Source organism: Streptomyces sp. NPDC045998 (genome assembly GCF_056430285.1).
This window is the reverse complement of record NZ_JBWKLJ010000002.1, coordinates 284,741-310,851: the sequence shown is the minus strand read 5'-3', so window position 1 is coordinate 310,851 and position 26,111 is coordinate 284,741. Positions and strand designations below refer to the sequence as shown.

At 73.9% G+C, this 26,111-nt stretch carries 23 protein-coding genes and 2 pseudogenes; 12 read left to right on the top strand and 13 right to left on the bottom strand.

From position 1 onward, the window contains the following. Positions 1 to 24 precede the first annotated feature (24 nt). The 5 genes from AC07FJ_RS06350 to AC07FJ_RS06330 are packed head-to-tail and all read left to right on the top strand — an operon-like array spanning position 25 to position 5,707. Positions 25 to 1,542: a trehalose-6-phosphate synthase gene (locus AC07FJ_RS06350; protein WP_479045887.1), complete on the top strand. Its 1,518-nt coding sequence runs from the start codon at positions 25 to 27 to the stop codon at positions 1,540 to 1,542. After that, positions 1,539 to 2,372, top strand: a complete 834-nt coding sequence (locus tag AC07FJ_RS06345; RefSeq protein ID WP_479045885.1) for an HAD family hydrolase — start codon at positions 1,539 to 1,541, stop codon at positions 2,370 to 2,372. Before AC07FJ_RS06350 ends, AC07FJ_RS06345 begins: the two co-directional genes overlap by 4 nt. Next, on the top strand, positions 2,359 to 3,411 hold the full coding sequence (locus tag AC07FJ_RS06340; protein ID WP_479045882.1) for an NAD-dependent epimerase/dehydratase family protein: 1,053 nt from the start codon (positions 2,359 to 2,361) through the stop codon (positions 3,409 to 3,411). The genes AC07FJ_RS06345 and AC07FJ_RS06340 overlap by 14 nt, the downstream gene beginning before the upstream one ends. Then, on the top strand, positions 3,408 to 4,643 hold the full coding sequence (locus AC07FJ_RS06335) for an MFS transporter (RefSeq protein ID WP_479045879.1): 1,236 nt from the start codon (positions 3,408 to 3,410) through the stop codon (positions 4,641 to 4,643). The genes AC07FJ_RS06340 and AC07FJ_RS06335 overlap by 4 nt, the downstream gene beginning before the upstream one ends. Next, a complete protein-coding gene (locus AC07FJ_RS06330) occupies positions 4,640 to 5,707 on the top strand; it encodes a Gfo/Idh/MocA family protein (RefSeq protein ID WP_479045876.1) in 1,068 nt (355 codons plus the stop codon). The genes AC07FJ_RS06335 and AC07FJ_RS06330 overlap by 4 nt, the downstream gene beginning before the upstream one ends. Positions 5,708 to 5,924: 217 nt before the next feature. Here the strand turns inward: AC07FJ_RS06330 and AC07FJ_RS06325 are convergent. The 3 genes and pseudogenes from AC07FJ_RS06325 to AC07FJ_RS06315 form a co-directional block, all read right to left on the bottom strand. Next, positions 5,925 to 6,023: pseudogene (locus tag AC07FJ_RS06325) on the bottom strand (hypothetical protein); the annotation flags it as partial. Positions 6,024 to 6,125: 102 nt separating this feature from the next. Beyond that, entirely contained in the window at positions 6,126 to 6,866 is a 741-nt protein-coding gene (locus tag AC07FJ_RS06320; protein WP_479045874.1) for a class I SAM-dependent methyltransferase, read from the bottom strand. Positions 6,867 to 7,056: 190 nt separating this feature from the next. Next, positions 7,057 to 7,557 carry an ATP-binding protein gene (locus tag AC07FJ_RS06315; RefSeq protein ID WP_479046912.1) on the bottom strand — a complete coding sequence of 167 codons (501 nt, stop codon included), beginning with the start codon at positions 7,555 to 7,557 and terminating at the stop codon, positions 7,057 to 7,059. 198 nt (positions 7,558 to 7,755) lie between these two features. Here AC07FJ_RS06315 and AC07FJ_RS06310 point away from each other — a divergent pair, with 198 nt between their 5' ends. Further along, positions 7,756 to 8,505, top strand: coding sequence for an enoyl-CoA hydratase/isomerase family protein (locus AC07FJ_RS06310; protein ID WP_479045872.1), 750 nt, complete (start codon positions 7,756 to 7,758; stop codon positions 8,503 to 8,505). A 1-nt stretch (position 8,506) separates the two neighbouring features. After that, the gene (locus tag AC07FJ_RS06305) at positions 8,507 to 9,988 is read left to right on the top strand and encodes a PE-PGRS family protein (RefSeq protein ID WP_479045870.1); all 1,482 of its coding nucleotides are present in this window, start codon (positions 8,507 to 8,509) and stop codon (positions 9,986 to 9,988) included. Between the two features lie 18 nt (positions 9,989 to 10,006). Here AC07FJ_RS06305 and AC07FJ_RS06300 read toward each other — a convergent pair. After that, positions 10,007 to 10,656: pseudogene (locus tag AC07FJ_RS06300) on the bottom strand (DJ-1/PfpI family protein). A 4-nt stretch (positions 10,657 to 10,660) separates the two neighbouring features. After that, on the bottom strand, positions 10,661 to 11,641 hold the full coding sequence (locus AC07FJ_RS06295; protein WP_479045868.1) for a GlxA family transcriptional regulator: 981 nt from the start codon (positions 11,639 to 11,641) through the stop codon (positions 10,661 to 10,663). Positions 11,642 to 11,741: 100 nt separating this feature from the next. On the opposite strand from AC07FJ_RS06295, the gene AC07FJ_RS06290 reads away from it, so the two are divergent. After that, positions 11,742 to 12,956 (top strand): glycosyltransferase, encoded by a 1,215-nt coding sequence (locus tag AC07FJ_RS06290; RefSeq protein ID WP_479045865.1) that lies wholly within the window; start codon positions 11,742 to 11,744, stop codon positions 12,954 to 12,956. A gap of 128 nt (positions 12,957 to 13,084) precedes the next feature. Here the strand turns inward: AC07FJ_RS06290 and AC07FJ_RS06285 are convergent, their stop codons facing one another. The 3 genes from AC07FJ_RS06285 to AC07FJ_RS06275 form a co-directional block, all read right to left on the bottom strand. Next, positions 13,085 to 13,495, bottom strand: a complete 411-nt coding sequence (locus tag AC07FJ_RS06285; RefSeq protein ID WP_479045863.1) for a DUF6069 family protein — start codon at positions 13,493 to 13,495, stop codon at positions 13,085 to 13,087. Further along, positions 13,492 to 14,103: a TetR/AcrR family transcriptional regulator gene (locus AC07FJ_RS06280; protein WP_479045862.1), complete on the bottom strand. Its 612-nt coding sequence runs from the start codon at positions 14,101 to 14,103 to the stop codon at positions 13,492 to 13,494. The genes AC07FJ_RS06285 and AC07FJ_RS06280 overlap by 4 nt, the downstream gene beginning before the upstream one ends. A 112-nt stretch (positions 14,104 to 14,215) precedes the next feature. Further along, the gene (locus AC07FJ_RS06275; protein WP_479045859.1) at positions 14,216 to 14,377 is read right to left on the bottom strand and encodes a hypothetical protein; all 162 of its coding nucleotides are present in this window, start codon (positions 14,375 to 14,377) and stop codon (positions 14,216 to 14,218) included. A 120-nt stretch (positions 14,378 to 14,497) separates the two neighbouring features. Here AC07FJ_RS06275 and AC07FJ_RS06270 point away from each other — a divergent pair, with 120 nt between their 5' ends. The 4 genes from AC07FJ_RS06270 (at position 14,498) to AC07FJ_RS06255 (ending at position 18,320) form a co-directional block, all read left to right on the top strand. Beyond that, on the top strand, positions 14,498 to 15,361 hold the full coding sequence (locus tag AC07FJ_RS06270; RefSeq protein WP_479045857.1) for an SCO6745 family protein: 864 nt from the start codon (positions 14,498 to 14,500) through the stop codon (positions 15,359 to 15,361). A 76-nt stretch (positions 15,362 to 15,437) separates the two neighbouring features. After that, the gene (locus tag AC07FJ_RS06265; RefSeq protein WP_260604312.1) at positions 15,438 to 15,569 is read left to right on the top strand and encodes an LPFR motif small protein; all 132 of its coding nucleotides are present in this window, start codon (positions 15,438 to 15,440) and stop codon (positions 15,567 to 15,569) included. A gap of 85 nt (positions 15,570 to 15,654) precedes the next feature. After that, positions 15,655 to 18,045 (top strand): Tex family protein, encoded by a 2,391-nt coding sequence (locus AC07FJ_RS06260; RefSeq protein WP_479045854.1) that lies wholly within the window; start codon positions 15,655 to 15,657, stop codon positions 18,043 to 18,045. A gap of 83 nt (positions 18,046 to 18,128) precedes the next feature. Next, on the top strand, positions 18,129 to 18,320 hold the full coding sequence (locus AC07FJ_RS06255) for a hypothetical protein (protein WP_479045852.1): 192 nt from the start codon (positions 18,129 to 18,131) through the stop codon (positions 18,318 to 18,320). A gap of 26 nt (positions 18,321 to 18,346) precedes the next feature. On the opposite strand, the gene AC07FJ_RS06250 is transcribed toward AC07FJ_RS06255, so the two are convergent. The 5 genes from AC07FJ_RS06250 to AC07FJ_RS06230 form a co-directional block, all read right to left on the bottom strand. Next, on the bottom strand, positions 18,347 to 19,987 hold the full coding sequence (locus AC07FJ_RS06250) for an ABC-F family ATP-binding cassette domain-containing protein (protein WP_479045850.1): 1,641 nt from the start codon (positions 19,985 to 19,987) through the stop codon (positions 18,347 to 18,349). A 402-nt stretch (positions 19,988 to 20,389) separates the two neighbouring features. Then, positions 20,390 to 20,683 carry a hypothetical protein gene (locus tag AC07FJ_RS06245; protein ID WP_479045848.1) on the bottom strand — a complete coding sequence of 98 codons (294 nt, stop codon included), beginning with the start codon at positions 20,681 to 20,683 and terminating at the stop codon, positions 20,390 to 20,392. Between the two features lie 81 nt (positions 20,684 to 20,764). Further along, positions 20,765 to 22,543 carry a BCCT family transporter gene (locus AC07FJ_RS06240; RefSeq protein WP_479045846.1) on the bottom strand — a complete coding sequence of 593 codons (1,779 nt, stop codon included), beginning with the start codon at positions 22,541 to 22,543 and terminating at the stop codon, positions 20,765 to 20,767. Between the two features lie 77 nt (positions 22,544 to 22,620). Then, positions 22,621 to 23,922: a M14 family metallopeptidase gene (locus AC07FJ_RS06235; RefSeq protein ID WP_479045845.1), complete on the bottom strand. Its 1,302-nt coding sequence runs from the start codon at positions 23,920 to 23,922 to the stop codon at positions 22,621 to 22,623. Next, on the bottom strand, positions 23,919 to 25,952 hold the full coding sequence (locus tag AC07FJ_RS06230; protein ID WP_479045843.1) for a Xaa-Pro dipeptidyl-peptidase: 2,034 nt from the start codon (positions 25,950 to 25,952) through the stop codon (positions 23,919 to 23,921). The genes AC07FJ_RS06235 and AC07FJ_RS06230 overlap by 4 nt, the downstream gene beginning before the upstream one ends. Positions 25,953 to 26,111 lie beyond the last annotated feature (159 nt).

Here is a 26,111-nt window from a genome sequence, read left to right as displayed (position 1 = left end):
GTCCTGGTCTCCGATCGCGGTCCCGTGCGGTTCACCTCCGGGGACCGGAGGTCCGGGGACGGGCGGTCCGGGGACGCGGAGTCTCGGCACGCGGGGTTGCGGCCCGAGCGCCGCAACGGCAGCGTGACCGTCCTGCTGGACCGGATCGGCCGGGCCGTCGACCCGCGCACCGCCACGCTCCGCTGGCTGGCGCCGTCGGACGCGGAGGCCGACGCGCGCGCCGTGCGGCTCGGGCTCTTCCAGGGCCTCGGCACCGAGTTGGGCTACCGCTACGAGGCCGTGCCGGTCGACCCGGAGGCGTACCGGAGCTACTACGACGACGCCGGGGTCAACCTGCTGTGGACGGTGTGGCACGGCATCGAGGACGAGGTGCCCGTGCTCGTCGACCCGCGCGAGCCGCTGCGGTCGCTGACCGGCTACCGGGCCGTCAACGAGACGCTGGCGGCCCACGTCGCGCGCAGCGCGCCGCCCGGAGCGGTGGTGGCCTGCCACGACTACCAGGTGCTGCTGCTGCCCGGCGCCGTACGCCGTCGCCGCGGCGACCTGTGGATCACCCACTTCAGCCACACGCCCTTCCCGGCCCGGGAGTCGTGGTCGCGCCTGCCGCACCCGCTGGTCCCGACGCTCGTCCACGGCATGCTCGGCGCCGACCTGCTCGGCTTCCAGCGGCCCGCGTGGGCACGGCGGTTCCTGGAGTGCTGCGCCGCGCTGGGACTGGCGGTCGACCACGACCGGGGCCTGGTCGCGTCGGGGCGGGGCCGCACCACGTGGGTGCGGTGCTACCCGGTGACCGTCGACGGCCCGGCGCTCGCCACCCGCGCCCTGGCGCCGCGCGTGACCGAGTGGGCGGCGCGGACGAGGGACGGCGACCCGCGCGCGGTGATCGCCCGCGTGGACCGCCTCGACCCGGCGAAGAACGCGCTGCGCGGCTTCGAAGCGTACGCCCGCCTGCTGGACCTCCACCCGGGGCTGGCCGAGCGGGTCCGGTTCGTGGCCTGCCTGGTGCCCTCCCGGGAGCGCGTGCCCGCCTACCGCGACTACCGCGACCGGGTCCGGCGGACGGTCGACGCGGTCAACGCCCGCCATCCCGGGGCCATCACGGTCCACGAGGGCGACGACCCGGAGCGCGCCCTCGGCGTGCTGCGCGCCCATGACGTGCTGCTGGTCAACGCGGTGGCCGACGGGATGAACCTGGTCGCCCAGGAGGGCGCGCTCCTCAACGAGCGGGACGGTGTGACGGTGCTGTCCGCCGGCACCGGCGCCGCCGACCTGCTCCCCCGGGACGGCACCGTGCCCCTGGAGCGGCCGTACAGCGTCGAGGCGACGGCGGACGCGCTGTACACGGCGCTGGCCCTGCCGCCCGGGCGGCGGCGGGCCATGGCGGCCCGCGCCCGCGCGGCGGTCGCGCACGCCGACCCGGTCGACTGGCTGTACGACCAGCTCGCCGACGTCGCCGCGATCCGGGCCGGGCGGGCGCCCTCGCGGCTCGGCTTCCCCCGCGAGGTGCAGCGGGCCGTGGCCGAGGGGGTGTCCGTGCCGTGAGCGGCGTCACCGGAACACCTCCCGTCGCGGGCGGCAGCGGGACTCCTCTCCTCGCAGGCGGCACCGGAACTCCTCCGGTCGCAGGCGGCAGCGGAACTCCTCTCCTCGCGGTCCTCTTCGACTTCGACCACACGCTCTTCGCGCACGACGACAGCCCGCGGTGGGTGCTCGACGCCTGCCGCGCCACGGGCCGGACGGCCGACGAGGCGGCGGCGCGGGCGCTGTACGCGCGGATGCTCGCGGTACGCCGCACCCCCGGGGTGACCGCCGCGATGCGGGGCTGCCAGCGGTCCGCCGCCGCGCACCGCCGCGCCCACCTGGTGTGGTTCGGGCGGGCCGGGGCGGACGAGGAGCTCGCGCGGGCGCTGTACGCGCGGCTGCTCTCGCCGGAGGCCTGGACTCCGTACGAGGACGTCGGCGCGACCCTGGCGGCGCTGCGGGCCCGCGGCGTGCCGGCCGGCGTCGTCAGCAACGTCGGCTGGGACATCCGGCCCACCTTCGCCGCGCACGGCCTCGCCGGGTACGTCGACGCCGACGCCTTCGTCCTGTCGTGCGAGGAGGGCGCCGAGAAACCGGATCCGGGGCTGTTCCGGACGGCCTGCGCCCGCCTGGGGGTGCCTCCGGAGCGGGCGCTGATGGTCGGCGACGACCCGGTGAACGACGGCGCCGCCGTCACCGCGGGCCTCCGGGTCCACCTGCTGCCCGACCGGCCGCCGGGCGCCCGCCGGGGCCTGGCCGGCGCGGTCCACCACGTGATCCACGGCGATACCCACATCAGTCGAACTCCGCACGGAGTGACACCGCAGGGAGAACCGCATGCCTTCCACTGACCCCGCGTGGGCGCACGTCCCCGAGGACGTCCTCGCCCCCTTCCGTACCGCCGCCGTCACGGGCGGCTCCGGCTTCGTCGGCCGCCACCTGGTCACCGCGCTCGCCCATCACGGCGTACGGGTGCGGGTGGTGGACCTGGTCGCGCCGGACGTGCCCTTACCAGGCGCCGAGTTCCACCCGGCCGACCTGCGGGACCCGGCCGCGACCGCCGAGGCGCTGGGCGGCGTCGACGTCGTCTTCCACTTGGCGGGCAACCCCAGCGGGACGCGTTCGCTGCTGGACCCGCGCTTCGACTTCGGGATGAACGTCGAGGCCACCTTCAACGTCGCCGAGGCGTGCGCCCGTTCGCGTACCCGCCTGGTCCACCAGTCCGCGGCCTCCGTCTACGGGCCGCCGACGTACAGCCCCACCGACGAGGCGCACGCCAAGGACCCGATCCTGCCGTACGGGGCGCACAAGTTGTGCGGCGAGGCCATCATCCGGGGGCTGGTCAAGACGTGGCACCTGCCCGCCTCGATCGCCCGGCCGTTCGTGATCTACGGTCCCGGCGAGGACCCGCGCCGCGCCGAGGGCGAGGTCTCGCAGTTCCTGCGCTGGCACCTCAACGGCAAGCCCATCCCGGCGGTCGGCGACATCGACCGCAAGAGCCGCGACTTCGTCCACGTGGAGGACATGGTCAGCGGACTGCTGTACGTCGCGGGGCGCGCGGAGCCGGGCGAGGCGGTCAACGTCGGGTCCGGCACGGACACGTCGCTGCGGCAGCTCGCCCGGACCATCGGCGAGGCGACGGGGAACGAGGCGGTGCTGGCGGCCGACGCCACCGTCCTGGACGACAGTTACGCCCTCGTCGGCGACATCACCCGGGCGCGTGCCCTCGGGTACGCCCCGCGCGTGACGCTGCACGACGGGATCGCGGCCCTGGCCCGGGAGCTGGGCGAACACCCCGAACTGCCGTCCATCACCTCCAGCTTCCAGAAGGAGGACCCGCAGGAAGCCCCGCAGGATGCCCGGCAGACAGCCCCGGAGAGCCGCGGATGATCTCCACGCGTACGGCGGTCGCGGCCGCGTTCGTCCTCAACGGCATGGTGTACGGCTCGTGGGTGGGCCGGGTGCCGGCCCTGGCCCACCAGGTCGGCGCCGACGAGGGCGCCCTGGGTCTGGCCCTGCTGGGCCAGGTCGCGGGGCTGCTCTCCGGCGCCACCTTCGCCGGGTGGGCGTGCGCGGCCCTCGGCACGCGCCGGGTCACGCTCACCGCCCTCCCGGCGATGTGCCTTGCGCTGGTGGTGCTGTCGCTGCCCGGCGGGTACGGCGTGCTGGGCGCGGCGTTCTTCGTCATCGGGTTCACCGTCGGCACGCTCGACGTGGCGATGAACATCTGCGCGGTCTTCGTCACCGCGCAGGTGGGACGGCCGCTGATGTCCTTCTTCCACGCGGTCTTCAGCGTGGGCGCGGTCGCCGGTTCGGCGGGGGCCGCCCTCGCCGCCTGGGCCGACTGGGGAACGCGTCCGCACTTCCTGCTGGTGGCGGCCGTGGCGCTGGTGCTGGTGGCCGTGTTCGGGCGCCACCTGCCCAAGGTGGGGGCGGAGCAGAAGGCGGCGGGGCGTGCCGGCCAGGCTGGGGACGGGGCGGTGCCACGCCCGGTCCGGCAGGTGATGCTGTGGCTGATCGCGTTCACGCTCTTCTGCGCCGCGATCGGCGAGGGTGCCATGGCGAACTGGTCCGTCCTCTTCCTCGACACCGAGCGCGGCCTGTCCGCGTCGGCGGCCGCCGCCGGGTACACCGTCTTCTCCGTCACCACCGTCGTCGTCCGTTTCCTGGGCGTCCGGCTGGAGGAGCGGCTGGGCCCGTACCTGCTGCTCAGTCTCTGCGGCGCGACCGCCGCCGGCGGCCTGCTGATCGCCGTCGCCCTGCCGTGGGCGGTGGCCGGGTACGCGGGGCTGGCCCTGGCGGGCCTCGGTTTCGCGCTGGTCTTCCCGGTCGCCATCGGCCAGGCGGGCAAGCACGGCCAGAGCCTCGGCACCAGTGGCGAACGGGAGGTGGGCTTCGTGTCCTCCGTCGCGTACGTCGGGCTGGTGACGGGGCCGCCGGCCATCGGGGCGCTCGCGCACGCCACCTCGCTGTCGGTGGCGCTGGGGTGCGTGGGCGGGGTGGTGGCGCTGGTCGTGCTGTTCTCCCGGCTGGCCGCCCGGCACGGTGCGCGGACCGCCGTCCCGCCGGGGTCCGGTGACGGGCACGCGGAGCAGACCGTGCCGCAGGGGACGGCACCGTGACCCCGGTCCGGTGGGGCGTGCTGTCGACGGGGCGCCAGGCCGCCGCGTTCGCCGCGGACCTGGCGCTGCTCGGGGACAGCGCCGAGCTGGTCGCGGTCGGCTCCCGGACCGCGGCCTCGGCGCGGGCCTTCGCGGCGCGGTACGGGGTGGAGCGGGCGTACGGCTGCCGCGAGGAGCTCGCCGCCGACCCGGACGTCGAGATCGTGTACGTGGCGTCCGTCAACACCGCGCACCACGCCGCTGTCCGCGCCTGCCTGGAGGCGGGCAAGCACGTGCTGTGTGAGAAACCCCTGACCACGAACGTCCGGGACGCGGAGGAGCTGATGCGGCTGGCTGAGGCGCGGAACCTGTTCCTGATGGAGGCGATGTGGACGCGCTGCCTGCCCGCCGTACGCCGGGCCGCGCGGCTGGTGGCGGACGGCGCCGTCGGTACGCCGCACCTGCTGCGCGCCGCGACGGGTGGCCACGCCCCGGCACACGCGCTGGGCCGGCTGCGGGACCCGGAGGGCGGCGGGGCGCTGCTCGACTCGGGCGTCTACCCGCTGGCCCTCGCCGACCTGCTGTTGGGCAGGCCGCAGTACATCGGCGCCCGCTCCCTGTCGACCACTCCGCCGGTGGACGACACCACGGCGCTGCTGCTGGGCTACCGCTCCGGCGCGATGGCGGAGCTCGCCTGCTCCTTCGCCACCGAGCTGCCCGCACACGCCGAACTCTCCGGCAGCGCGGGCCGCCTCGAGCTGCCGGCCCCCTTCTACGCCGCCGACCGCGTGGTGCTGCACCCGGCCGGCGGCCCGCCCCGCGCGTGGCGATCGGCGCTGGTGGGGCGCGGCTATACGTACGAGGCGCGCGAGGCGATGCGCTGCGTCCGCGCGGGCCTGACGGAGAGCCCGCTGGTGCCGTGGGCGGCGACGCTCGGCGTGCTCGCGGTGACGGACGGGGTCAGGGCCGCGGGCCCGGCCGAGGCCTGTCCGCCGAGATCCTGGCCGGCCGCTCCCGTGTCTCCGCGGCCCGACGGACGGATCCGCCCGGACCGCCCTCAGCACCGGCCCCATGAGGGGCGGTGAAGCGCTCCAACAGCCTGATCGCCATGGTGTGGTCGTGGCGGCGGGCCACGTCGTCGGCGGTTTGGCCGTCGAGGGTGCGTGCCGGGTCCGCACCATAGGCGAGAAGGATCGCGGTGAGCGCGCTGTCGATCGGTTGTCCCGACTGGGCAGCCGAGTCCGCTTCCAGGTCGATTGCGTGCATCAGCAGCGTCATCCCGCAGCAAACCTCGTTCACGTCGGCTCCCTCGTCGAGGAGCCGGGTGAGCAGGGCGTGGTCGCCCGATTCCACCGCTTGGTGGGCGGGCGTCCAGGGGTTCTCGAGTTCGATGATGCTCACCACGGCATCCTGCCTGACGGAGCACAACCGACGGCCCCGGCCTCCGTTCGGGCGAACCTCAGAGGTCGGGCCGTCGGCGCCACCGTGACGTCCGGGCGGGTGTCAGGCGCGGCAGCGCAGCATCACCAGCGGCGGGTTGGCGTGGAAGTCCGCCCAGAAGTCCGCGCCGAACTCGCGCACGCCGGCGTCGGACACCTCCATGGGGACCCAGGTCAGGTCGGTGAAGCCGGCTGCCCGCAGGCACTGCTCGTAGACGTCGCGGCGCGGGCGGTTGGCGACGAACGAGACCGGCGGGTCGAGCAGCGCCGTGGTCCGGACCTGGGGTCCGGTCTCGCCCTCCTCGCCCGTGAGCTCGGTGCGGAAGCCGTACTTCTCGGGGGTCGGCCCGTCGAACCGGTAGTCGGGCGACTGGTTGAGCAGGAAGAGCTCGGCGCCGGGCTTCAGGCTGCGGTGCACGTTGCGGCACATCCGCTCCGTGGTGGCGATGTCCTGCGCGTAGTTGAGCAGCTGCACCGCCAGGCCGATGTCGAAAGGCTCGTCGAAGGTGCGCAGTTCGGCCGCGTCGCCCACCTCGTAGCGGATGCCCAGCGGCTCCTGCTCCTCCAGCGCCTGGGACACGGCGACCATTTCACTGGAGATGTCGATGCCGAGCACCTCCGCGGCGCCGCGCCGCTTGAACTCCCGGCTGTAGAAGCCCGTGCCGGAGGCCAGGTCGAGGACCGACTTGCCGCGTACGTCCCCGACCATGGCGAGGAAGCTGGGCACCACCACGTACCGCTCCAGCGTCAGGGCCTTGAAGCCCTCGTACGCCTCACCGATCTCGTCATACTGCTGCACGCTCATTGCGCCGTCCTCCCGTGTGCTTGCTCATGCGCGTGGCTCGGCGCACGTCCCGTTCCCGTTCCCGGGACACGCCGCCGCCTCTGCTGGGCAGTCTCTCCACATCACGACGGACTCTCGTACTGGCGGAAGCCACAAAGATCAGGCCACCGTCCCGGCCTCACGTACGGGCGGGTACCGCCGCGCCCTCGCCTCAGGGCAACGGCGGCCCCGGTCTCAGGGGCAGTGCCGCCCAGATGATCTTGCCGCCGCTCGCGGTGTGCTCGACGTCGCACGTGCCTCCCGCCTCCCGGGTGATCTCGCGTACGAGCAGCAGTCCGCGGCCGCCCGTCCGCGCGGCGTCGGACTCCAGCGCCTTGGGGCGGTACGGGTGGTTGTCCTCCACGGAGACCCGGATCCACTCCGGGCCGATCCCGACCTCGACCGCGACCTCGGGTGACAGCAGCGCCGCGTGCCGTACGGCGTTGGTCACGAGCTCGGAGACGATCAGCAGCAGCCCGTGCGCGACGTCCTCGCGGATGGGGGCGCATTGACGTTTCAGCAGATCCCTGACGGCGTGCCTGGCCTGCGGTACGGAGACGTCGACGGCGGGCGCGGTGAACCGCCAGACCCCGTCGTACGTCGGTGGCCGCGTCGGCGTGGGCGCGGGCGCAGGTGTCGGCGTCCGCGCCGGTGCGCTCCCACGGGGTTCGATGGTCCGGCTTTCACCTTCGTGCTCGATTGTCGCCACGCAACGAGTGTGGGAGCGCCGGGAGCGCCGCCCGGCCACTGACCGGAAGTCACCGTGTAGCCGACGCCTTTTGACCGAACACGTCGCCGGGGATTGTCCTTTGACCGCTTTGTCGACATGCCTGGTCACGGCACGATCCCCGTCGACGGATAGCATCCGGCCATGGAGCAGCAGCCACAGCTGGAGCACAGCGTCTCGGACGGTGTGGCCACCGTCGTCATCAGCAACCCCGCCAAGAGGAACGCCATGACGGCGGCGATGTGGCGCGCCCTGCCCGGCCTGCTCGCCGGACTGGCCGCCGACCGGGACGTCCGGGCGCTGGTGCTGACCGGCGCGGGCGCCACCTTCTGCGCCGGGGCGGACATCGCCTCGCTCGGCGCACCGGGCGACGAGCAGCAGACGCTGGCGGTACGGGCCGAAGAGGCGCTGGCCGCCTTCCCGAAGCCGACGCTCGCCGCGGTGCGGGGCTACTGCGTGGGCGGCGGCAGCCAGCTCGCGGCCGCCTGCGACCTGCGGTTCGCCGAGGAGGGCGCGCTCTTCGGCATCACCCCGGCGAAGCTCGGCATCGTCTACCCCGCCTCCTCCACCCGCCGCCTGGTCTCGCTGGTGGGGCCGTCGGCCGCCAAGTACCTCCTCTTCTCGGGTGAGCTGATCGACACGGAACGGGCCCTGCGCACCGGCCTGGTGGACGAGGTGCTCGCGCCGGGTGAACTGGGCAAGCGGGTGGCGGAGTTCACCCGGGTCCTGGTGTCCCGTTCGCAGCTGACGCAGGCGGCGGCGAAGGAGTTCGCGACCGGCCGCACGGACCGGGACGCGTACTGGGCGGAGCAGGCGCGTTCCAGCGGTGACACCGCCGAGGGGATCGCCGCCTTCCTGGAGCGGCGGACGCCGCGCTTCACGTACGGGGTGTGAGATGGCGTCGACGGCCGCACTGCACGGCGCCTGGCTGCACGGCCTGGCCATGAACCCCTCCGCGCCGACGCGCGTGCTCCTCCGGGTACTGGGCATGGCGCCCGACCGTGAACTGCCCTTCAACTGGCGCTTCCGGCGGCTGCCGCCCGAGGTGATCGAGGCCTGGGCGCACCATCCGCACCCGAAGACCCGCCGCGCGGTGGCGGAGCACATCCACCTCACCCCCGAGCAGCGCACCTGGCTGCTCGACGTGGAGCCCCGGATGGCGTACGCCGTGGCGCTGAGCGCCGGCTGGGATTCCTCCGCGCTGACCGATGCGGGCTTCGAGCGGCTGGCGACGCACGAGCACCACCTGGTGCGCGGTGAGATCGCCCGCCACCGCCGGCTGCCGCCCGCTCCACTGCGTCGGCTGGCCATGGACCCGGAGCCGGGCATCCGCCGCGCGGCCTGCCCGAACGCCTGGGAGCACCTCGACGCGGCGGAGCGGGCGGCGCTGCTGGCCGACGAGGACGACGCCGTACGCTCCGCCGCGCTGCTGAGTCACCACCGGGACGGGCCGCCGATGGACCCGGCGGCGTACGCGTTCCTGGTCGACGACGGGCACCGGTACCCGCAGCAAGCGGCCGAGGAGTGCCGGCTCACGCGTGACCTCGCCGAGCGGCTGGTCCGCGACGAGGACTACGGGACACGGTGCGCCGTGGCCCGCAACCTCCACCTGGATGCGGACCTGGCGGCCGTCCTGTGCGAGGACCCCGACGACGCGGTACGCCTCAACGCCTCCGTCCATCCGGCGCTCAGCGAGGAGCAGCGGGCGGCGGCGCGCGTGGAGGTGGCCCCGCACGACCGCCACTATCCGCTGCGCTGGGTCCAGGACCGGCACGGCGACGCAGACGAGATGCGCCGGTGCGCCGCGTCCGGGCATGTGCTGCTGCGCCGCAGCGTCGCGACCGCGCGCAGCCTGCCCGCCGATGTGGTGGAACTCCTCGCGAGGGACGAGGACTTCGCCGTACGGCTCATGCTCGCCGAGCGGTGCGCCGAGGCCCCGGGACGCCTGCTGCTGGAGATATGGGAGACCTGGAAGGGCCGCTCCGCCCACCACCTGCCCGAGCACCCGAACTTCCCGCGCGAGGGACTGCTGCGGTACGCCGACGATCCGCGGCCCCGGATGCGGGAGCTCGCGCTGCTGGACCCGGACTGCCCGGCCCAGGTCGTCGAACGGCTCAGCCGTGACCCGGAGGAGGCCGTACGCCGCCGTGCGCTGGACGACCCCCGCCTGTCGGCGGAGTCGGTGGTCCGGCTGACCCGCGACCCCGCGTGGTGGGTGAGGAACGCGGCCGTACGCGACCCCCGGGTGCCCGGCGAGGTGGTGGCCGCACTGCTGGGGGATCAGGAGACCGCGGACGAGGCGGCGGCGAACCCCACCCTGCCCGAGGCCACGATGCACGAGCTCATGGACCGGGCGGGGCTGCCCGACGTCGCCTAGCGTCCGTCTCCCGGATCCTCAGGTCTGATCACGTCCTGGGGTCGGCGCGTGCGCTTCGCCGCGCATCCGGGCCACGATCTCGGCCGGGGCCTTCTGGGGGGAGCCGGAGTCGTACGGGGGACGCGGGTCGTACTCGGTCATCAGCTGGACGGTCTGCGCGACGGTGTCGCCGGCGATGCGGCCCAGCAGGTGGAGGGCCATGTCGATGCCGGACGAGACGCCGGCGGCCGTGACGTACTTGCCGTCGAAGACGACCCGTTCGCCGGTCGGTTGGGCGCCGAGCTCCTTCAGCCTGTCCATGGCGAGCCAGTGGGTCGTGGCGCGGCGGCCGACCAGGAGCCCGGCCGCCGCGAGCAGCAGGGAGCCGGTGCAGACGGAGGTGGTCCAGGTGGTGGTGGCGTCGACGGTGCGGAGCCAGTCGAGGATGTCCTCGTCGCGCAGGACCGGCTCCCACTCGCCGGTTCCCGGAACGATGACGATGTCGGGGCGCGGGACCTCGGCGAGGGTGCGGTCGGCGACGACGGCGAGGTTGCCCTGGTCGTTGCGGACGGCCCGGTCTCCTTGGCGACGAAGAGGGTTTCGGCGCCGGGCAGGTGGCTGATCATCTCGAAGGGCCCGATGGCGTCGAGGCTGGTGAAGCCCGGGTAGAGGAGGATGGCGATCCGCATGGGCTCAACTGTCCTTTCGTGGGACGGGTACGTGGGGCGCGTGGAAGCGCCGCCGGTATTCGGCGGGCGCGGTCCCGAGCGCCTTGACGAAGGCGCGGCGCATCGCCTCGGGCGTGCCGTAGCCGGCGGCCCGGGCGACCTCCTGGACCCCCTCGGGGGTGTCCTCCAGCAGGCGCCGCGCGTGTTCGAGGCGGACCCGGTCGACATAGCGGCCGGGGGTCGTGCCGGTCTCCGCCCGGAAGGCACGGGCGAAGTGGCGCGGTGAGAGGCTGGCGCGGGCGGCCAGGGCGTCGACCGACAGGTCGGCGGCCGGGTGCTCGGTGATGAACCGCTGCAGCTCGCGCAGTGGTTCGCGCCGGGCGGTCTGGGCGGCGAGCTGGGCGCTGAACTGGGCCTGGTTGCCGGGGCGGCGGAGGAAGACCACCAGGTGGCGGGCGATGGCGAGTGCCGTGTCCCGGCCGAGGTCCTCCTCGACCAGGGCGAGGGCGAGGTCGATGCCCGCCGTGACCCCGGCGGAGGTGGCGAGGTTCCCGTCGCGTACGAAGATCGGCTCGGGGTCGACCTCCACCGCCGGGTGGTCGCGGGCGAGGCGGTCGCAGAACGCCCAGTGGGTGGTGACGCGCCGGCCGTCCAGCAGGCCCGCCTCGGCGAGGAGGACCGCGCCGGTGCAGACCGACACCAGGCGTTCGGCGCGCGGTGCGTGGAGGCGCAGCCAGTCGATCAGGCGCGGGTCGGGTGCGCGGGTGCCGTCGCCGCCGGGGACCAGGAGGGTGTGGGGCGGTTCGGCGTCGGTGAGCGAGGTGTCGGCGGCCAGCCGCAGGCCGCTCTGGGTGCGGACGGGCTCTCCGTCGAGCGAGGCGGTACGGATCGGGTAGGGGGCGACGGCGCCGAGACGGGACGCCCCGGCGAACACCTCCACCGGTCCGGTGACGTCCAGGCTCTGCACGCCGTCGAAGAGGACGACGAGTACGGGTCGCTGCGTCATGCCCCCCATCCTTCGGGGCGCGGCCCGGTGGCGGCAATGACGAGAACCCCACCTTTCCTGCCATGCGCCGGGTACTTCGCGCCGCGAGGAGAATCAGGGCATGCGCATTCTGATCATCACCGCCGGTTCACGCGGCGACGTCGCGCCGTTCACGGGTCTGGGGCGGCGCCTGCTGGACGCCGGCCATCAGGTGGCCGTGGCCGCGCACTCCTCCTTCGAGGCGCTCATCGGCGGGTGCGGCCTCGACCACCGGCCCGTGCCGGGGGATGCTCAGGGGCTGATCCGGGACTGGTCCCGCGCGGCGTCGCGGGAGGAGGTCCAGGCACTGACGAGGGCGTACGCGGACGGGCTCGCCGACGGGGTGGCGGAGGCCGTGGCGGGCGGAGCCGACCTGCTGCTCACCGCCTTCGGCCCGGCGGCGCTCAGCCGGACGGCCGGCGAAGCGCTCGGCGTGCCCGTCATCGGCACCTACCTCGTACCGTCCTTCGCCACCAGGCGCTTTCCGCTGCCCAACGCCCGGAACACCGGCGGCCTGGGGCAGGAGGGCAACCTCGCCGCGGGCCGGGATGTGCTGAGGCGCGCGGACGGCGTCTTCGCGGGCGCCGTCACCCGGCTGCGCGCCCGCCTCGGCCTGCCCGCCGCTGCGCCCTCGGCGGCGGCGGACGTCCGGCCGGTCTTCCACGGCTTCAGCCCGCTGGTGGTGCCGCGCCCCGAGGACTGGCCGTCCTGGGTCGAAGTGGCGGGCTACTGGTGGCCCGCGCGGCCGGACGGCTGGCAGCCCCCTGCCGAACTGGTCGACTTCCTCCAGGCCGGTCCGCCTCCGGTGTTCATCGGGTTCGGCAGTATGGCGGTGGGCCAGGGGGAGCGGCTCAGCGAGCTGGTGGCCGCGGCGGTGGAGCGGGCGGGCGTGCGCGCGGTGGTGCAGGCGGGGTGGGCCGGTCTGAACGGCTGCGGCGCCGACGTCCTGGCCATCGGGGACGTCCCGCACGACTGGCTGTTTCCGCGCGCCGCCGCCGTCGTCCATCACGCCGGCGCGGGCACCACCGCGGCCGGGCTGCGGGCGGGCGTGCCCGCCGTGCCCGTTCCGGTCATGGCCGACCAGCCGTTCTGGGCGTCTCGGCTGCACGAGCTGGGAGTCGCCCCGCGGCCCTTGCCGTTCCAGGACCTCACCGCCGAGGCCCTCGGCGACGCGATCACGGCCTGCCTCTCCGAACCGGCCCACCGCCGCCGCGCGACCGAACTCGCCCGCGGGATCGCCGCGGAGGACGGCACCGCTGCGCTGCTCGCCCACATCGGCTCCCAGGCCACCGGATGAGCGCATGACCGCGCCGCTGTGCCGGGCTCCCGGAGGCGCTTCCGCCGCATCCGGCGCCGGCGCAGCGCGCGGTCGACTCGAGCGCCCCGCGCGGGACGGCCTCGTACTTCGCAATTCGGTGCCGCCGGTCACCCTCTGGCGGCACCGGCCCCCGCCCCGCGGGAGCTGCCGCCCAGCCCCGGGATCAGCACCGCCGCCACCGCCAGGTGCATCAGGGCGAGGGAGACCCGGGTGCCGCCGTCCATGCCGTCGCCGGTGAACGGCAGGAAGGACAGGGCCAGTACGAGCCCGGCCATCCCGGTCCACAGGGCGCGGGCACGCCGTAACCCGAACCGCTCCAGGGCGGCCAGCAGTCCCCAGCCGGAGAGCGACGCGAGCAGTGCGACGACCGCCACCGGCGCGGCGCCGATGTCGAGCGTCTGCTCTCTGTCGGCGATCCGTATCCGGTTCCCCAACAGCGGGTCCGCCACCAGCCACACCAGGACGGGGGCCAGGACGGCCAGGGCGGTCACCCCCAGGCGCCTTCTCCGCGCGCTCACTTGGCGTCCCCGGAGAGTGCCCCGTGCAGGAAGACCTCCACCAGCTCCTGCGGGGTCAGGTCGGGCTCGTCGTCCGTACGCGGCTGGATGAAGAGCAGCCCGAAGAAGAGGGCCGCGATCTGCTCCGGCGGCCGGCGCAAGGCGGCCTTGTCGGGCTCAAGCAGCTCCACGAGGGCCGCGCGGATACGGGTCGTCGACTCGTCGCGGCCCACGCCGCGCACCGTGCCGGGGTGCTTGCCGCCGCGATGCCCCAGCGAGCCGGCGATCGCGCCCATCCTGGACATGTGCGCCTGCAGCGCCTCGGCCGCCTCCGCGAGCCGGTCGGGCAGCGGCTGGGACACGTCGATCGCGTCGAGCTCGCGGACCGCGTGCTCGGGCGAGAGCGCCTCGGCCATGCACGCCTGCAGCAGCTCCTCCTTGTCGGCGAAGACGCGGAAGATCGTGCCCTCGCCGATGCCCGCGGCGCGGGCGATCTTCGCGGTCGTGACCGCGGCGCCGTACTCGGCGATCAGCGGGATCGCGGTCTGGATGATCATTTCGCGGCGGCGCTCCGGCGACATCCCGGGGGCGCGGCGGCGGGTGGTCTGGTTCTCCTGAGGCTCCGTCATGACGGCAAGAGTACGGAGTGAGCACTCACTCCGTCAATGAGTGAGTACTCACTCCGCCCGCTGCATCCATGGGAACCGCGGTGACACCGCCCTTCCCGCCTCGCACGACGGATCACGAACCCAGGCGTTCGGCGCTTCGGCCTTCATCCGCCCAGCGGGTGACGCGGAACATCAGCCCTTCCGGGCTGTGCAGCCTCAGCACGGAGTGGTCGGTCTCCCGGGTCCAGGCGGTGAGGCCCTGGCCACCGGCCACGCGGGAGACGACGCCGTCCACGTCGTCGACGCCGACGCAGAGTTCCCACCGCGGGGTCGCGACGGGTTCGCCCGGCGCATGGCGGCCAGGTTCCGCGCACGGCCTGGCCGGTCGTACCGACCAGTCGGTAACGTACCGTTCATGACGACACTGCCGCCGCGCGCCGGCCGCCGCTGCCACAACGCACTCAACCCGCTCCACTCGACGGTCTACTTCTCCCCCGACTACGCCAAGGAGCTCGCCGGGCTGGGCGTGGAGGATTCCAGCGCCGCGTACTTCGCCGGACGCGCCGCCGCGATGGGGGCCGTGGGCCCCGGTGTGGTCGCGGCCGCCTTCTACAACTTCAACCACGAGCTCGTCGCCCGCCACCTCCCCGCCGTCTGGGACACCGCCTCCCCCGAGACCGTGCTCGCGGCGCGGCTGCGGGCCGCCGACGCCACGCTGCGGCGGCTGCTCGGTGCGGAGGCGGTCGCCTCGGAGGCGATGGCCGAGGCCGCCCGGCTCGCCCTGCGCGCCACCGAGGCGTGCACGCGGCACGCGCGCCCGCTGTACGCCGCCCACGCCGACCTGCCGGTACCGGAGGAGCCGCACCTCGCGTACTGGCACGCCGCGACGCTGCTGCGCGAGCACCGCGGGGACGCGCACCTGGTCGCGCTGCTGGCCGCCGGGCTGGACCCGCTGGAGGCGCTGGTCAGTCACACGGCGACCGGCAAGGGCATGGCCCCGCGCTGGATCCTCGCCACCCGTGGCTGGAGCCGCGCCGACTGGGACGCGGCGGCAGGCCGGCTCCGCGACCGCGGCCTGCTGGACGAGGCCGGCGACCTGACGGAGGCGGGCTCCGCCCTGCGCGCGGAGCTGGAGGAGCAGACCGACCGCCTGGACGCCGCCCCGTACGAGCACCTCGGCGCGGCGGACGTCGAGCGCCTCACGGAGCTGGGGCGCGGCTTCCTGACCGCGGCGGTGGCGGCGGGCGCGTTCCCTCAGGACCTGGCCGGCAAGGGCTGAACGCGGAGGGCCGACGTTTCGCGGCGTCGGGCGCGGCAACCCGCACGGGGCGACCAACAGGACATGGAGGTGCCCCTTGCGTACCATCGCGGACTTCTTCCGCATGATCGGCTCGGCCGTCGCGACCGTGGTGACCCTGCCCTTCCGGCTGCTGGCACGGCTCTTCGGCGGGGCGTCACGCGGCGGGGGCAGGGCGCGCCGCGCCTGACGGCAGGGCAGGCGGACACGTCGCACGGTGACCCGGCAGAATGCAGGCTCAAGCTGGTAGGCACGAGAAGGCGAGTCGGGACACCGTGACGACGTCCATCGAAGGCAGGATCGCCGAGGAGCTCGGCGTACGGGAGCGGCAGGTGAGGGCGGCCGTCGAGCTGCTCGACGGCGGGTCGACCGTGCCGTTCATCGCGCGCTACCGCAAGGAAGCGACCGAGATGCTCGACGACGCGCAGCTGCGCACGCTCGAGGAGCGGCTGCGCTACCTGCGGGAGCTGGAGGAGCGGCGGACCGCGATCCTCGACTCCGTACGCGAGCAGGGCAAGCTCACCGAGGAGCTCGAGGCGCGGATCCGGGAGGCCGACACCAAGGCGCGCCTGGAGGACATCTACCTGCCGTTCAAGCCGAAGCGGCGCACCAAGGCGCAGATCGCGCGCGAGGCGGGGCTGGAGCCGCTGGCCGACGGACTGCTCGGCGACCCGTCGGTGGAGCCGCTGGTCGCGGCCGCCGCGTTCGTCGACCCCGACAAGGGCGTCGCGGACCCGGCCGCCGCGCTGGAGGGCGCCCGCGCGATCCTCACCGAGCGGTTCTCGGAGGACGCCGACCTGATCGGCGAGGTGCGCGAGCGGATGTGGACGCGCGGCCGGCTGGTGGCGAAGGTCCGGGAGGGCAAGGAGGAGGCGGGCGCGAAGTTCGCCGACTACTTCGACTTCGCCGAGCCCTTCACCGAGCTGCCCTCGCACCGGGTGCTGGCGATGCTGCGCGGCGAGAAGGAGGAGGTCCTCGACCTCGTCCTGGAGCCGGAGGAGCCGGTCGAGGGCCCCTCGTCGTACGAGGCGATCATCGCGTCCCGCTTCGGGATCGCGCAGCGGGGGCGGCCGGGTGACAAGTGGCTCGCGGACACGGTCCGCTGGGCGTGGCGCACCCGCATCCTCGTCCACCTCGGCATCGACCTGCGGCTGCGGCTGCGCACGGCGGCCGAGGACGAGGCGGTACGGGTCTTCGCCGCGAACCTGCGCGACCTGCTGCTGGCCGCCCCGGCCGGGACGCGGGCGACGCTCGGGCTCGACCCCGGTTTCCGTACGGGCGTGAAGGTGGCGGTCGTGGACGCGACCGGCAAGGTCGTCGCCACCGACACGATCTACCCGCACGTGCCCGCCAACAAGTGGGACCAGTCGCTGGCGGCCCTGGCCCGGCTGGCGAAGGAGCACGCGGTCGAGCTGATCGCCATCGGCAACGGCACCGCGTCGCGCGAGACGGACAAGCTCGCCGGCGAACTCATCGCCAAGCACCCGGAGTTGAACCTGACGAAGGTGATGGTGTCGGAGGCGGGCGCGTCGGTGTACTCGGCCTCCGCCTTCGCCTCGCAGGAGCTGCCGGAGCTCGACGTGTCGCTGCGCGGCGCGGTGTCGATCGCGCGCCGCCTCCAGGACCCGCTCGCCGAACTGGTGAAGATCGACCCGAAGTCGATCGGCGTCGGCCAGTACCAGCACGACCTGTCCGAGGTGAAGCTCTCGCGGTCGCTTGACGCGGTGGTCGAGGACTGTGTGAACGGCGTCGGGGTCGACGTCAACACCGCGTCGGCGCCCCTGCTGTCGCGCGTGTCCGGTATCGGCGCCGGTCTCGCGGAGAACATCGTGGCGCACCGGGACGCCAACGGCCCCTTCCGGTCGCGCAAGGCGCTCAAGGCCGTGCCGCGGCTGGGCCCGAAGGCGTACGAGCAGTGCGCGGGCTTCCTGCGGATCCGGGGCGGCGACGATCCGCTGGACGCGTCGAGCGTGCACCCCGAGGCGTACCCGGTGGTGCGGCGGATCGTGAAGACGACCGGCGGCGAGGTGGCCTCGCTGATCGGCAACACGTCGGTGCTGCGGTCGCTGCGGGCGGACGACTTCGTGGACGAGACCTTCGGCCTGCCGACGGTCACCGACATCCTGCGCGAGCTGGAGAAGCCGGGTCGCGACCCGCGGCCCGCGTTCAAGACGGCCACCTTCAAGGAGGGCGTCGAGAAGATCGGCGACCTGGAGCCGGGGATGGTGCTGGAGGGCGTCGTCACGAACGTGGCCGCCTTCGGCGCCTTCGTGGACGTCGGTGTGCACCAGGACGGGCTCGTGCACGTCTCGGCCATGTCGCGGAACTTCGTCAAGGACCCGCGCGAGGTCGTGAAGCCGGGTGACGTGGTGAAGGTGAAGGTGCTGGAGGTCGACATCCCGCGCAAGCGGATCTCGCTGACGCTGCGGCTGGACGACGAGAAGCCCGGCGGTACGGCGGCGCCGGGCCAGAAGGGGCCGAAGCGCGAGCGGGGCGGCGGCGGCCGGCCGCCGCAGCAGCGCAGGGGCGGCGCGGGCGCAGGCGGTGGTGGCGGCGGGGGCAAGGCCCAGGCGTCGGCTGCGGCGCCCGCGAACAGCGCCATGGCGGACGCCCTGCGCAAGGCCGGTCTGCTCGGCGGCGACGGCGGGGGCAAGCGCCGCCGCTGAGGCGAGGGGCGGGTCCCCGGGGTGCTCCCGGGGACCCGCCCGCCCGGCGTGCGGGCGTTTGCGGGGTGTGTGACCCTGGCCGCATGAACCAGGTCGGTGACAAGCCCGAGGAAGTCCGCAAGCACCTCCAGGAGGAGCGGCGGGACGCCCGTCGGAAGGAACGCAAGCCCGGCGACGACCGGTCCGCGAAGACCCCGGGGCCGGTACGGCGCGACGACGAGCCGTTCGACGAACCGTACGAAGAGCGCTACGAGGAGCCCGAGGACCGCCCGTAGCGGGCCGGGCGTCAGACCTCCGGGCGTCAGACCTCCGTGACCTTGCCGTCCGCCACCTCGACGCGACGGGTCGTACGCACCGCGTCCAGCATGCGGCGGTCGTGGGTGACCAGCAGCAGCGTGCCCGCGTAGGAGTCGAGCGCGGACTCCAGCTGCTCGATCGCCGGCAGGTCGAGGTGGTTGGTCGGCTCGTCCAGCACGAGCAGGTTCACGCCCCGCCCCTGGAGCAGGGCGAGCGCGGCGCGGGTCCGTTCGCCCGGGGAGAGCGAGGTCGCCGGGCGCAGCACGTGGTGGGACTTGAGCCCGAACTTCGCCAGCAGCGTGCGGACCTCGGCGGGCTCGGTGTCCGGTACGGCCGCACAGAACGCGTCCAGCAGCGACTCGGTGCCGTGGAAGAGGCGACGGGCCTGGTCGACCTCGCCGACCACGACCCCTGAGCCGAGGGCCGCGTGGCCCGCGTCCAGCGGGAGCCGGCCCAGGAGGGCGGCGAGCAGGGTGGACTTGCCCGCGCCGTTGGCCCCGGTGATGGCGACCCGGTCGGCCCAGTCGATCTGGAGGCTGGCCGGGCCGAAGCGGAACTCGCCCCGCCGGACCTCCGCGTCCCGCAGGGTCGCCACGACGGCGCCGGAGCGCGGGGCGGCGGCGATCTCCATCCGCAGCTCCCACTCCTTGCGGGGCTCCTCGACCACGTCCAGGCGCTCGATCATGCGCTGGGTCTGGCGGGCCTTGGCGGCCTGCTTCTCGCTCGCCTCGCTGCGGAACTTGCGGCCGAGCTTGTCGTTGTCGTTGCCGGCCTTGCGGCGGGCGTTCTTGACGCCCTTGTCCATCCAGGAGCGCTGCATCTGGGCCCGGCCTTCGAGGGCGGCCTTCTTGTCGGCGTACTCCTCGAAGTCCTCGCGGGCGTGGCGGCGGGCGGTCTCCCGTTCCTCCAGATAGGCGTCGTAGCCGCCGCCGTACAGCCGGATCTGCTGCTGGGCGAGGTCGAGCTCCAGGACCTTGGTGGCGGTGCGGGCGAGGAACTCGCGGTCGTGGCTGATGACGACCGTCCCGGCACGCAGGCCGGTGACGAAGCGCTCGAGCCGCTCCAGGCCGTCGAGGTCGAGGTCGTTGGTCGGCTCGTCGAGCAGGAAGACGTCGTAGCGGGAGAGGAGCAGGGAGGCGAGTCCGGCGCGGGCGGCCTGGCCGCCGGAGAGCGCGGTCATCGGCAGGTCGAGGCCGACGGTGAGGCCGAGGGAGCCGGCGACCTCCTCGGCGCGCTCGTCGAGGTCGGCGCCGCCGAGGTCCAGCCAGCGCTCCAGGGCGGTGGCGTAGGCGTCGTCGGCGCCGGGCGCGCCGTCGACGAGCGCCTGGGTGGCCGCGTCCATCGCCTCCTGGGCCGCGGCCACGCCGGTGCGGCGGGCGAGGAAGCCCCGTACGGTCTCCCCCTCGCGGCGCTCGGGCTCCTGCGGGAGGTGCCCCACGGTGGCGGTCGGCGGCGACAGGCGCAGCTCCCCGTGCTCTGGTGCGTCGAGTCCGGCGAGGAGCCGGAGCAGGGTCGACTTGCCCGCGCCGTTGACGCCGACGAGGCCGATGACGTCCCCGGGTGCGACGACGAGGTCGAGGCCGGAGAAGAGGGAGCGTTCGCCGTGGCCGGCGGCGAGGTCCTTGGCGACGAGAGTGGCAGTCATAGCGTCCCCGATCCTAGGCGCTGCCACGGGTGCGACGAGCACGCTGCCCATGGCCCGGGCCACCAGGTACGCCCCGCCGCCGCCCGCGACGCGGGCGTCCAGCGGGGGTGGTGCGCGCCCGGGTCCAGGACGCCGTCGAAGAGGTGGTGGGTGCGCGGTGAGGATGGCGGGCGGTACGTCGGAGGCGAGGGAGTATGCCCGGGGCCGGGGCACCGTCCCGGCCGCGGGGCCCGGACATGCCGAAAGGGCCGCGGGTGGCGGCCCTTTCGGGGTTCCCGACCGCTCGGCCGCCCTCGTGGGGCGGTCCGACGCCGGTCGGTGGTCTCGGAGTCGCGCGGGTCACCGGCCCTGGGGCCGGTGACGCGCGGTTTCAGTCCGGGACGGGCACGGAGGCGAGGGGCATCAGCGCGGGAACGGCTTGCTGGCGCTCTTGTCGCTGTCGATGCAGGCCTTCAGCTTGCGCTCGATCGCCGTGGCCTGCGCACGGACCTTGGTGGCCTCGGTCCTGGCGCCGTCACGCTCGAGTCGCTGCGCCTTCTGCCGCAGGTCGGCGATCTGGTTCTCCATCTGGGCGATGTGGCAGGTGCCCGTCTTGGCGACCAGGTCGACCGAGGGCCGGTCCACATGGGCGCCGCCGATCAGGAGCCCGCCCGCCACCAGGGCGGAGACGGCCAGCGCGGAAATACGTACACGCATAGAAAAGGAGCCTCAACTTCCGGGCTGTGCGGGCCCGTTCGTGGGGTTGATCATTACCGACTGGTAACCATAGCGCAACGATCACCTCTCCCCGGACGGCCGGTCACGCCCCTCCCCCGGCTCCTCGCCACCCTCCGGCCCCGGTTCGGCCCGGTGCCCGGCGTCCGGATCGGCCGGGCCGATGCGGATCTCGAACTCGCCCGCGTACTTCTCGTGACCGGCGATCACCGCCTCCTCCACGGCCTCCTCGGCGAGTTCGCCGCGGACGATCAGCGGGTCCTGCCGGAGGTCGCGCATGAGGGCCCAGCACATGCCGACCATCACCAGCACGAACGGCGCCGCGACGAGGATCGTCAGGTGCTGCAGACCGGCGAGCGCGTCGCCCTTGCCCTCGCCGACGAGCAGCATCACGGCCGCGACGGCGCCCGTCACGACGCCCCAGAAGACGACGACGAACCGGGCCGGTTCGAAGGTGCCCTTCTGCGAGAGGGTGCCCATCACGATCGAGGCCGCGTCGGCGCCGGAGATGAAGAAGATGCCGACCAGGATCATCACCACCAGGCTCATCACCCCGGCGATCGGGAACTCCTGGAGCACGCCGAACAGCTGCGCCTCCGGCGTCGCGTCGGCCGCGAGCCGGCCCCGCTCCTCCAGGTGCATGGCGGTGCCGCCGAAGACGGCGAACCAGATCAGGCTCACCGTGCTGGGCACCAGGATCACGCCGCCGACGAACTGGCGGATGGTCCGGCCCCGGCTGATGCGGGCGATGAACATGCCGACGAACGGCGTCCAGGAGATCCACCACGCCCAGTAGAAGACCGTCCAGCTGCTGAGCCAGTCGGCCACGTCACCGCCGCCGGTCGCCGCCTCCGTGCGCCCGGCGAGCTGCGGCAGCTCGTCGAGGTACGAGGCGAGCGAGGTGGGGATCAGGTCGAGGACCAGGATGGTGGGGCCGGCGACGAAGACGAAGAGGGCGAGCACGACGGCCAGCACCATGTTCGTGTTCGACAGCCACTGGATGCCGCGCTCCACTCCGGAGACCGCCGAGAGGACGAAGCACACCGTCAGCACGGCGATGATGGAGACCAGCAGCCCGGTCCCGGCCTTGTCCAGCCAGCCCACCTCGCGCATGCCGCTGCCGATCTGGAGCGCGCCCAGGCCCAGCGAGGTGGCGGAGCCGAAGAGCGTGGCGAAGATGGCGAGGATGTCGATCACCCGGCCGGGCGCCCCCTCGGCCCGCCGCTTGCCGATCAGCGGGGTGAAGACGGCGCTGATGTTCTGCCGCCTGCGGCGCCGGAAGGTGCTGTACGCGATGGCCAGGCCCACCACCGCGTAGATGGCCCAGGGGTGCAGGGTCCAGTGGAACAGCGTGGTCGCGAGCGCCGTCTGCATGGCGGCCGCCGAGTCCGCCGGGTCGGTCCCCGGCGGCGGCGTGGTGTAGTGCGCGAGCGGCTCGCTCACGCCGTAGAACATCAGCCCGATGCCCATGCCCGCGCTGAACATCATGGCGACCCACGAGACGGTCTTGAACTCGGGCTCCTCGTGCTCCTGCCCCAGCTCGATGCGGCCGTAGCGGCTGACGGCGAGCCAGAGGGCGAAGACGACGAACCCCGAGGCGGCCAGGACGAACGCCCAGCCGCCGTTGTGCATCAGCCCGCCGAGCATCGTGTCGGAGAGGCTCTCCAGGGACTTGGTCGCGGTGGAGCCCCAGATGACGAAGGCCAGGGTGAGGACGGCCGCCACACCGAACACCACCGCGTCGGTCACGGGCGGCTTCTCCTCGTGCGGGTGGCGGCCCGGGAGGGCCGCCTTCACCGGCAGCCGCAGCCGTTGCCCCGGTTTGCGTTCGTCGTGCGACACAGGCGGCACCTTTCACGAATCCATGGGTGATTTCGCTCTCGGTACCCCCTACCACACCCGCACCATACGAATCGGGATCAACAGGCGGTCATGGGCTCCCCCGCCGTGAGGTGGTACGCGGCCCGCGCGTCGAGGAGCAGCGGCACCAGGGCGCGCGCGGACTGCCGCAGCGGTACGCGGACGGAGCCGTCGCCGCCGTCCGGCGGCGTGACGCGGACGCCGTGCAGGGCGAGCTCGTCGCCGACGTCGGCGTACTGGGCGGGGCTCAGGCGGTAGGCGCAGGGCGGGTCCTGGATGACCTCCGCCGGCTCGGCCGGGTCGTTGTCGGCGCCGCCGAGGTGGACGGGGCCGCGGTCGCCCAGGCCGGCGAGCCGGGCGGCCGTCGTGGCCGCCTCGATGCGGCCGCGCCGCTCGTCGACGTACCGCTTGAGGCCGTCGAGGGCGGTGAGCTGGGTGGTGACGCGGCGGCGGTTGTTGACGGCGGTGTCCCGCTTCTCCTCGTCCGTGAGGGGGGTGACACGCGTCTCGACGAGCAGGCCGACGGAGTGCTTGATGCCGGCCGTGTTGCGCAGGATGCGTTCCTGGCCGTCGCCGGCGACCTGCTTGAGGGGCTCACCGGTGGCGGGGTCGGTCCAGATGCCGTAGACGCCGCTCGTGAACCCGGCGCGCTCGGCGGCGGGGCGGACGTACGACTCGGAGAGCGCGTGCGCCTCGTCGTGGACGCGCGCGTGGGTGTTGAGGTTCCGCGGCCAGAGCGACAGCAGCGCCTTGTCGTAGTACGGCGGCGTGGCGTCGTACTCGTGCAGGTCGTAGACGACGTCGGGGCGGTGGTCGCGCAGCACGGCGGCGAGGGCGCGGCCCTCGGCGGTCTTCAGGGCGATGTGGTCGCGGTTGACGTCGACGCCGTCGGCGTTGGTGCGGGTGCCGGCGGCGCGGCCGTCGGGGTTGGCGGTGGGCACGACGAGGACGGTCGTACGGGACAGGAAGAGCCGGGTGCCGGCGTCCCGGGCGTACGCGAGGTCGCGGACGGTGGTGAGGCAGGCTTCGCGGCCGGACGGTTCGTCACCGTGCTGGCTGCAGATGAGGAGCACGGTGGTGCGGGTGTGGCGCCCGGTGCCGATGGTGACGAGCTGGAGGGGCCTGCCCTGCTTCGTCGTACCGATGGTGGACATCGCCACGCGGTCGCTCGCCCGGTCGACGGCCGCGAGGAAGCGCTGCTCCTCGGGCTGGGTGGTCCAGCGGGCGCCCGCGCTCGTCTCGAAGCCGGTGCGCGGCGGCGCGGTGGCGGACGAGGCCTGTGACGCGGGGGCGGTGAGAAGCGGGAGGACGAGGGCGGTGGCGGTGACGGAGAGGAGGGCGGTGCGGAGGCGAGGTCTCATCGGAGGCCGCCTCCACCGGTCGACGGGAACGGGATCGGGGTGGTGGCGCGCGGCTCGGCGACGCCGTCGAGCGGCGCCTTGCGCGGCGTGTGGGGCATCGTGCCGGAGGTGGCGCGCAGATACGCTCCCGCCCCGCCGACGACCGGCAGTTTCGCCCGGGTGCGGGCCAGGTCGAGGGTGAGGGTGGGGGCGGTGGTGCTCGCGGGAGGATCGATGAGGCCCGCGTCGGTGCCGCCGATGATGAGCGCGAGGCGGTGTCCGGCCGGGACGACGTGGTCGGCGGCGGCGAGGTCGAGGGTGATGGTGTGGGCCTTGCCGGGGGTCAGCGGGCGGCCCCGCCGGTCGTCGGCCCAGTTGCCGAGGTCGGCCCAGCCGCGGCTGAAGACGGTGAAGTCGACGTCGGCGGTCTTGGCCTCGGTCTCCTTGAAGCAGGCGCTGTCGCCGCTCGTGCTCGCGCCCCAGCAGCTGCGCTCCGTCAGCGTGGTGATGCCTTCGCCGCGGGCCGCGTAGTCGCGGATGGTGTCCGGGCCGAGGTCGACGAGCACGGCGGTCAGGTGGGCGGCGGTGGTGTTCGGGGTGGCGGTGACCGTGACCGTGGCGGAGCCGGACAGGCGCAGGTCCTTGGCGAGTGGCCGGGAGGTGAAGCCCGCCTTGCCGGGGGTGGAGGTGTCGATGTGGGACGCCCAGTCGATCTCGCTCAGGCCCGGGTCGTCGGTGAACGTCTCCGTCGTGCCCGGCCGCGCCGGGGCGAGGGAGAGGGTGCCGACGCCGGGCGCCGTGCCCGTGCCGGGCCGCAGGGTGGTGGGGACGGTGGCGCGCGGCGGCCAGACGCGGTCGGTGGACCACCGGTCGGGGGCGCGCTCGATGTCGGCCATCGGCTCGCGGTCGATGCCGTTGTCGTAACCGAGGAGGTGGTGGTCGAACCAGCGGTGGAGCGTCCGCACCCACTCGGCGCGGCGGAAGTCGAAGGGGTCGACGTGCCCGGTCTGGGAGAGCCAGATCTTGCGCTCGACGCCGTGCGCGGCGAGGGCGTCCCACCACTGGCCGAAGTGCTTGGCGCGGACGTTGAGGTCCTGCTGCCCGTGGACGACGAAGACGCTGGCCTTCACCCTGCCCGCGTCGGGGACGTAGTCGCGCGCGTCCCACAGGGGGGTCCAGTCGCCGCTGCGCGGCGCGCCGGCGGTGAGCCGCTGCTGGACGTGGCCGCAGCGGGCGCGGGCGTCGGGGCTGTTGACGTGGTGCGAGAGCCACTCGGGGCCGGAGTCGTAGAGCGGGGCGCCCTTGGCGAAGTAGTAGTCGTACCAGGAGGAGATGGCGCCGATCGGCACGATGGTCTTCAGGCCCTCGACGCCGGTGGCGGCGACACCGTTGGCTATGGTGCCGTCCCAGCTCTTGCCGATCATGCCGGTGTCGCCGGTGGTCCAGCCGGTGGCGCGGGCCCGCTCGGAGCCGGTGCGGCTGGTGTAGGCGGGGGCGCGGCCGTTCAGCCAGTCGACGACGGCCTTGGCGGACTGGATGTCGGAGGGGCCGCCGACGTCGTCGCAGCCGTCGGAGCGGTTGGTGCCGGCGAGGTCGACGGCGACGAAGGCGTAGCCGCGCGGCACGAAGTAGTTGTCGTAGAACAGCGGGAACTGGACGGGCCTGCCGTCGGCGTCGTACGTCTTCTTCTGGCTCTCGTTGCCGCGCCCGCAGCAGGAGTAGTACGGGCTGGCGTCCATGATCACGGGGACCTTGCGGCCCTGGGCCTCGGCCTCGCGCGGCCGGATGATGTCGGCGGCGACGCGGTCGGTCTTGCCGTCGCGGTCGCCGTCGAGGCCGGTGTCGACCCAGACGGACTCGCGGACGGCATCGTCGTACGAGTAGACGGGGGCGGACTCGCGGGGCGCATGGGGCGCACGGGGTGGCGACGCGGCGCCGGCGTCGCTCCGCGCGTTCGCCATCGGGGTCAGGACGACGGTCAGCAGTACGGCCGAGGCCGCCACGGCCAGGGATCTCCTCGCCGGGCGGGTGCCGCGCAGATGTAGGGGCATGGCCGGGAACGTACACGGGTCAACTGCCGCGTAAAAGAGTGCCGGACCGGTACCAATGGGGCATGTGGGACGGCATGGGCGGGCGCGTTCATGTCGGCTGAATGGCGATCGTGTGACGGAAGAGGCCATGGACATGACTGCGTCGAGGAGGGCTGAATA

Excerpts from the sequence above, each read along its gene's own strand:
- AC07FJ_RS06340 (WP_479045882.1), top strand. The coding sequence starts at position 2,359 with ATGCCTTCCACTGACCCCGCGTGGGCGCACGTCCCCGAGGACGTCCTC.
- AC07FJ_RS06335 (WP_479045879.1), top strand. The coding sequence starts at position 3,408 with ATGATCTCCACGCGTACGGCGGTCGCGGCCGCGTTCGTCCTCAACGGC.
- AC07FJ_RS06320 (WP_479045874.1), bottom strand. The coding sequence starts at position 6,866 with ATGAGCGTGCAGCAGTATGACGAGATCGGTGAGGCGTACGAGGGCTTC.
- AC07FJ_RS06310 (WP_479045872.1), top strand. The coding sequence starts at position 7,756 with ATGGAGCAGCAGCCACAGCTGGAGCACAGCGTCTCGGACGGTGTGGCC.
- AC07FJ_RS06305 (WP_479045870.1), top strand. The coding sequence starts at position 8,507 with ATGGCGTCGACGGCCGCACTGCACGGCGCCTGGCTGCACGGCCTGGCC.
- AC07FJ_RS06295 (WP_479045868.1), bottom strand. The coding sequence starts at position 11,641 with ATGACGCAGCGACCCGTACTCGTCGTCCTCTTCGACGGCGTGCAGAGC.
- AC07FJ_RS06290 (WP_479045865.1), top strand. The coding sequence starts at position 11,742 with ATGCGCATTCTGATCATCACCGCCGGTTCACGCGGCGACGTCGCGCCG.
- AC07FJ_RS06280 (WP_479045862.1), bottom strand. The coding sequence starts at position 14,103 with ATGACGGAGCCTCAGGAGAACCAGACCACCCGCCGCCGCGCCCCCGGG.
- AC07FJ_RS06270 (WP_479045857.1), top strand. The coding sequence starts at position 14,498 with ATGACGACACTGCCGCCGCGCGCCGGCCGCCGCTGCCACAACGCACTC.
- AC07FJ_RS06255 (WP_479045852.1), top strand. The coding sequence starts at position 18,129 with ATGAACCAGGTCGGTGACAAGCCCGAGGAAGTCCGCAAGCACCTCCAG.
- AC07FJ_RS06250 (WP_479045850.1), bottom strand. The coding sequence starts at position 19,987 with ATGACTGCCACTCTCGTCGCCAAGGACCTCGCCGCCGGCCACGGCGAA.
- AC07FJ_RS06245 (WP_479045848.1), bottom strand. The coding sequence starts at position 20,683 with ATGCGTGTACGTATTTCCGCGCTGGCCGTCTCCGCCCTGGTGGCGGGC.
- AC07FJ_RS06235 (WP_479045845.1), bottom strand. The coding sequence starts at position 23,922 with ATGAGACCTCGCCTCCGCACCGCCCTCCTCTCCGTCACCGCCACCGCC.
- AC07FJ_RS06230 (WP_479045843.1), bottom strand. The coding sequence starts at position 25,952 with ATGCCCCTACATCTGCGCGGCACCCGCCCGGCGAGGAGATCCCTGGCC.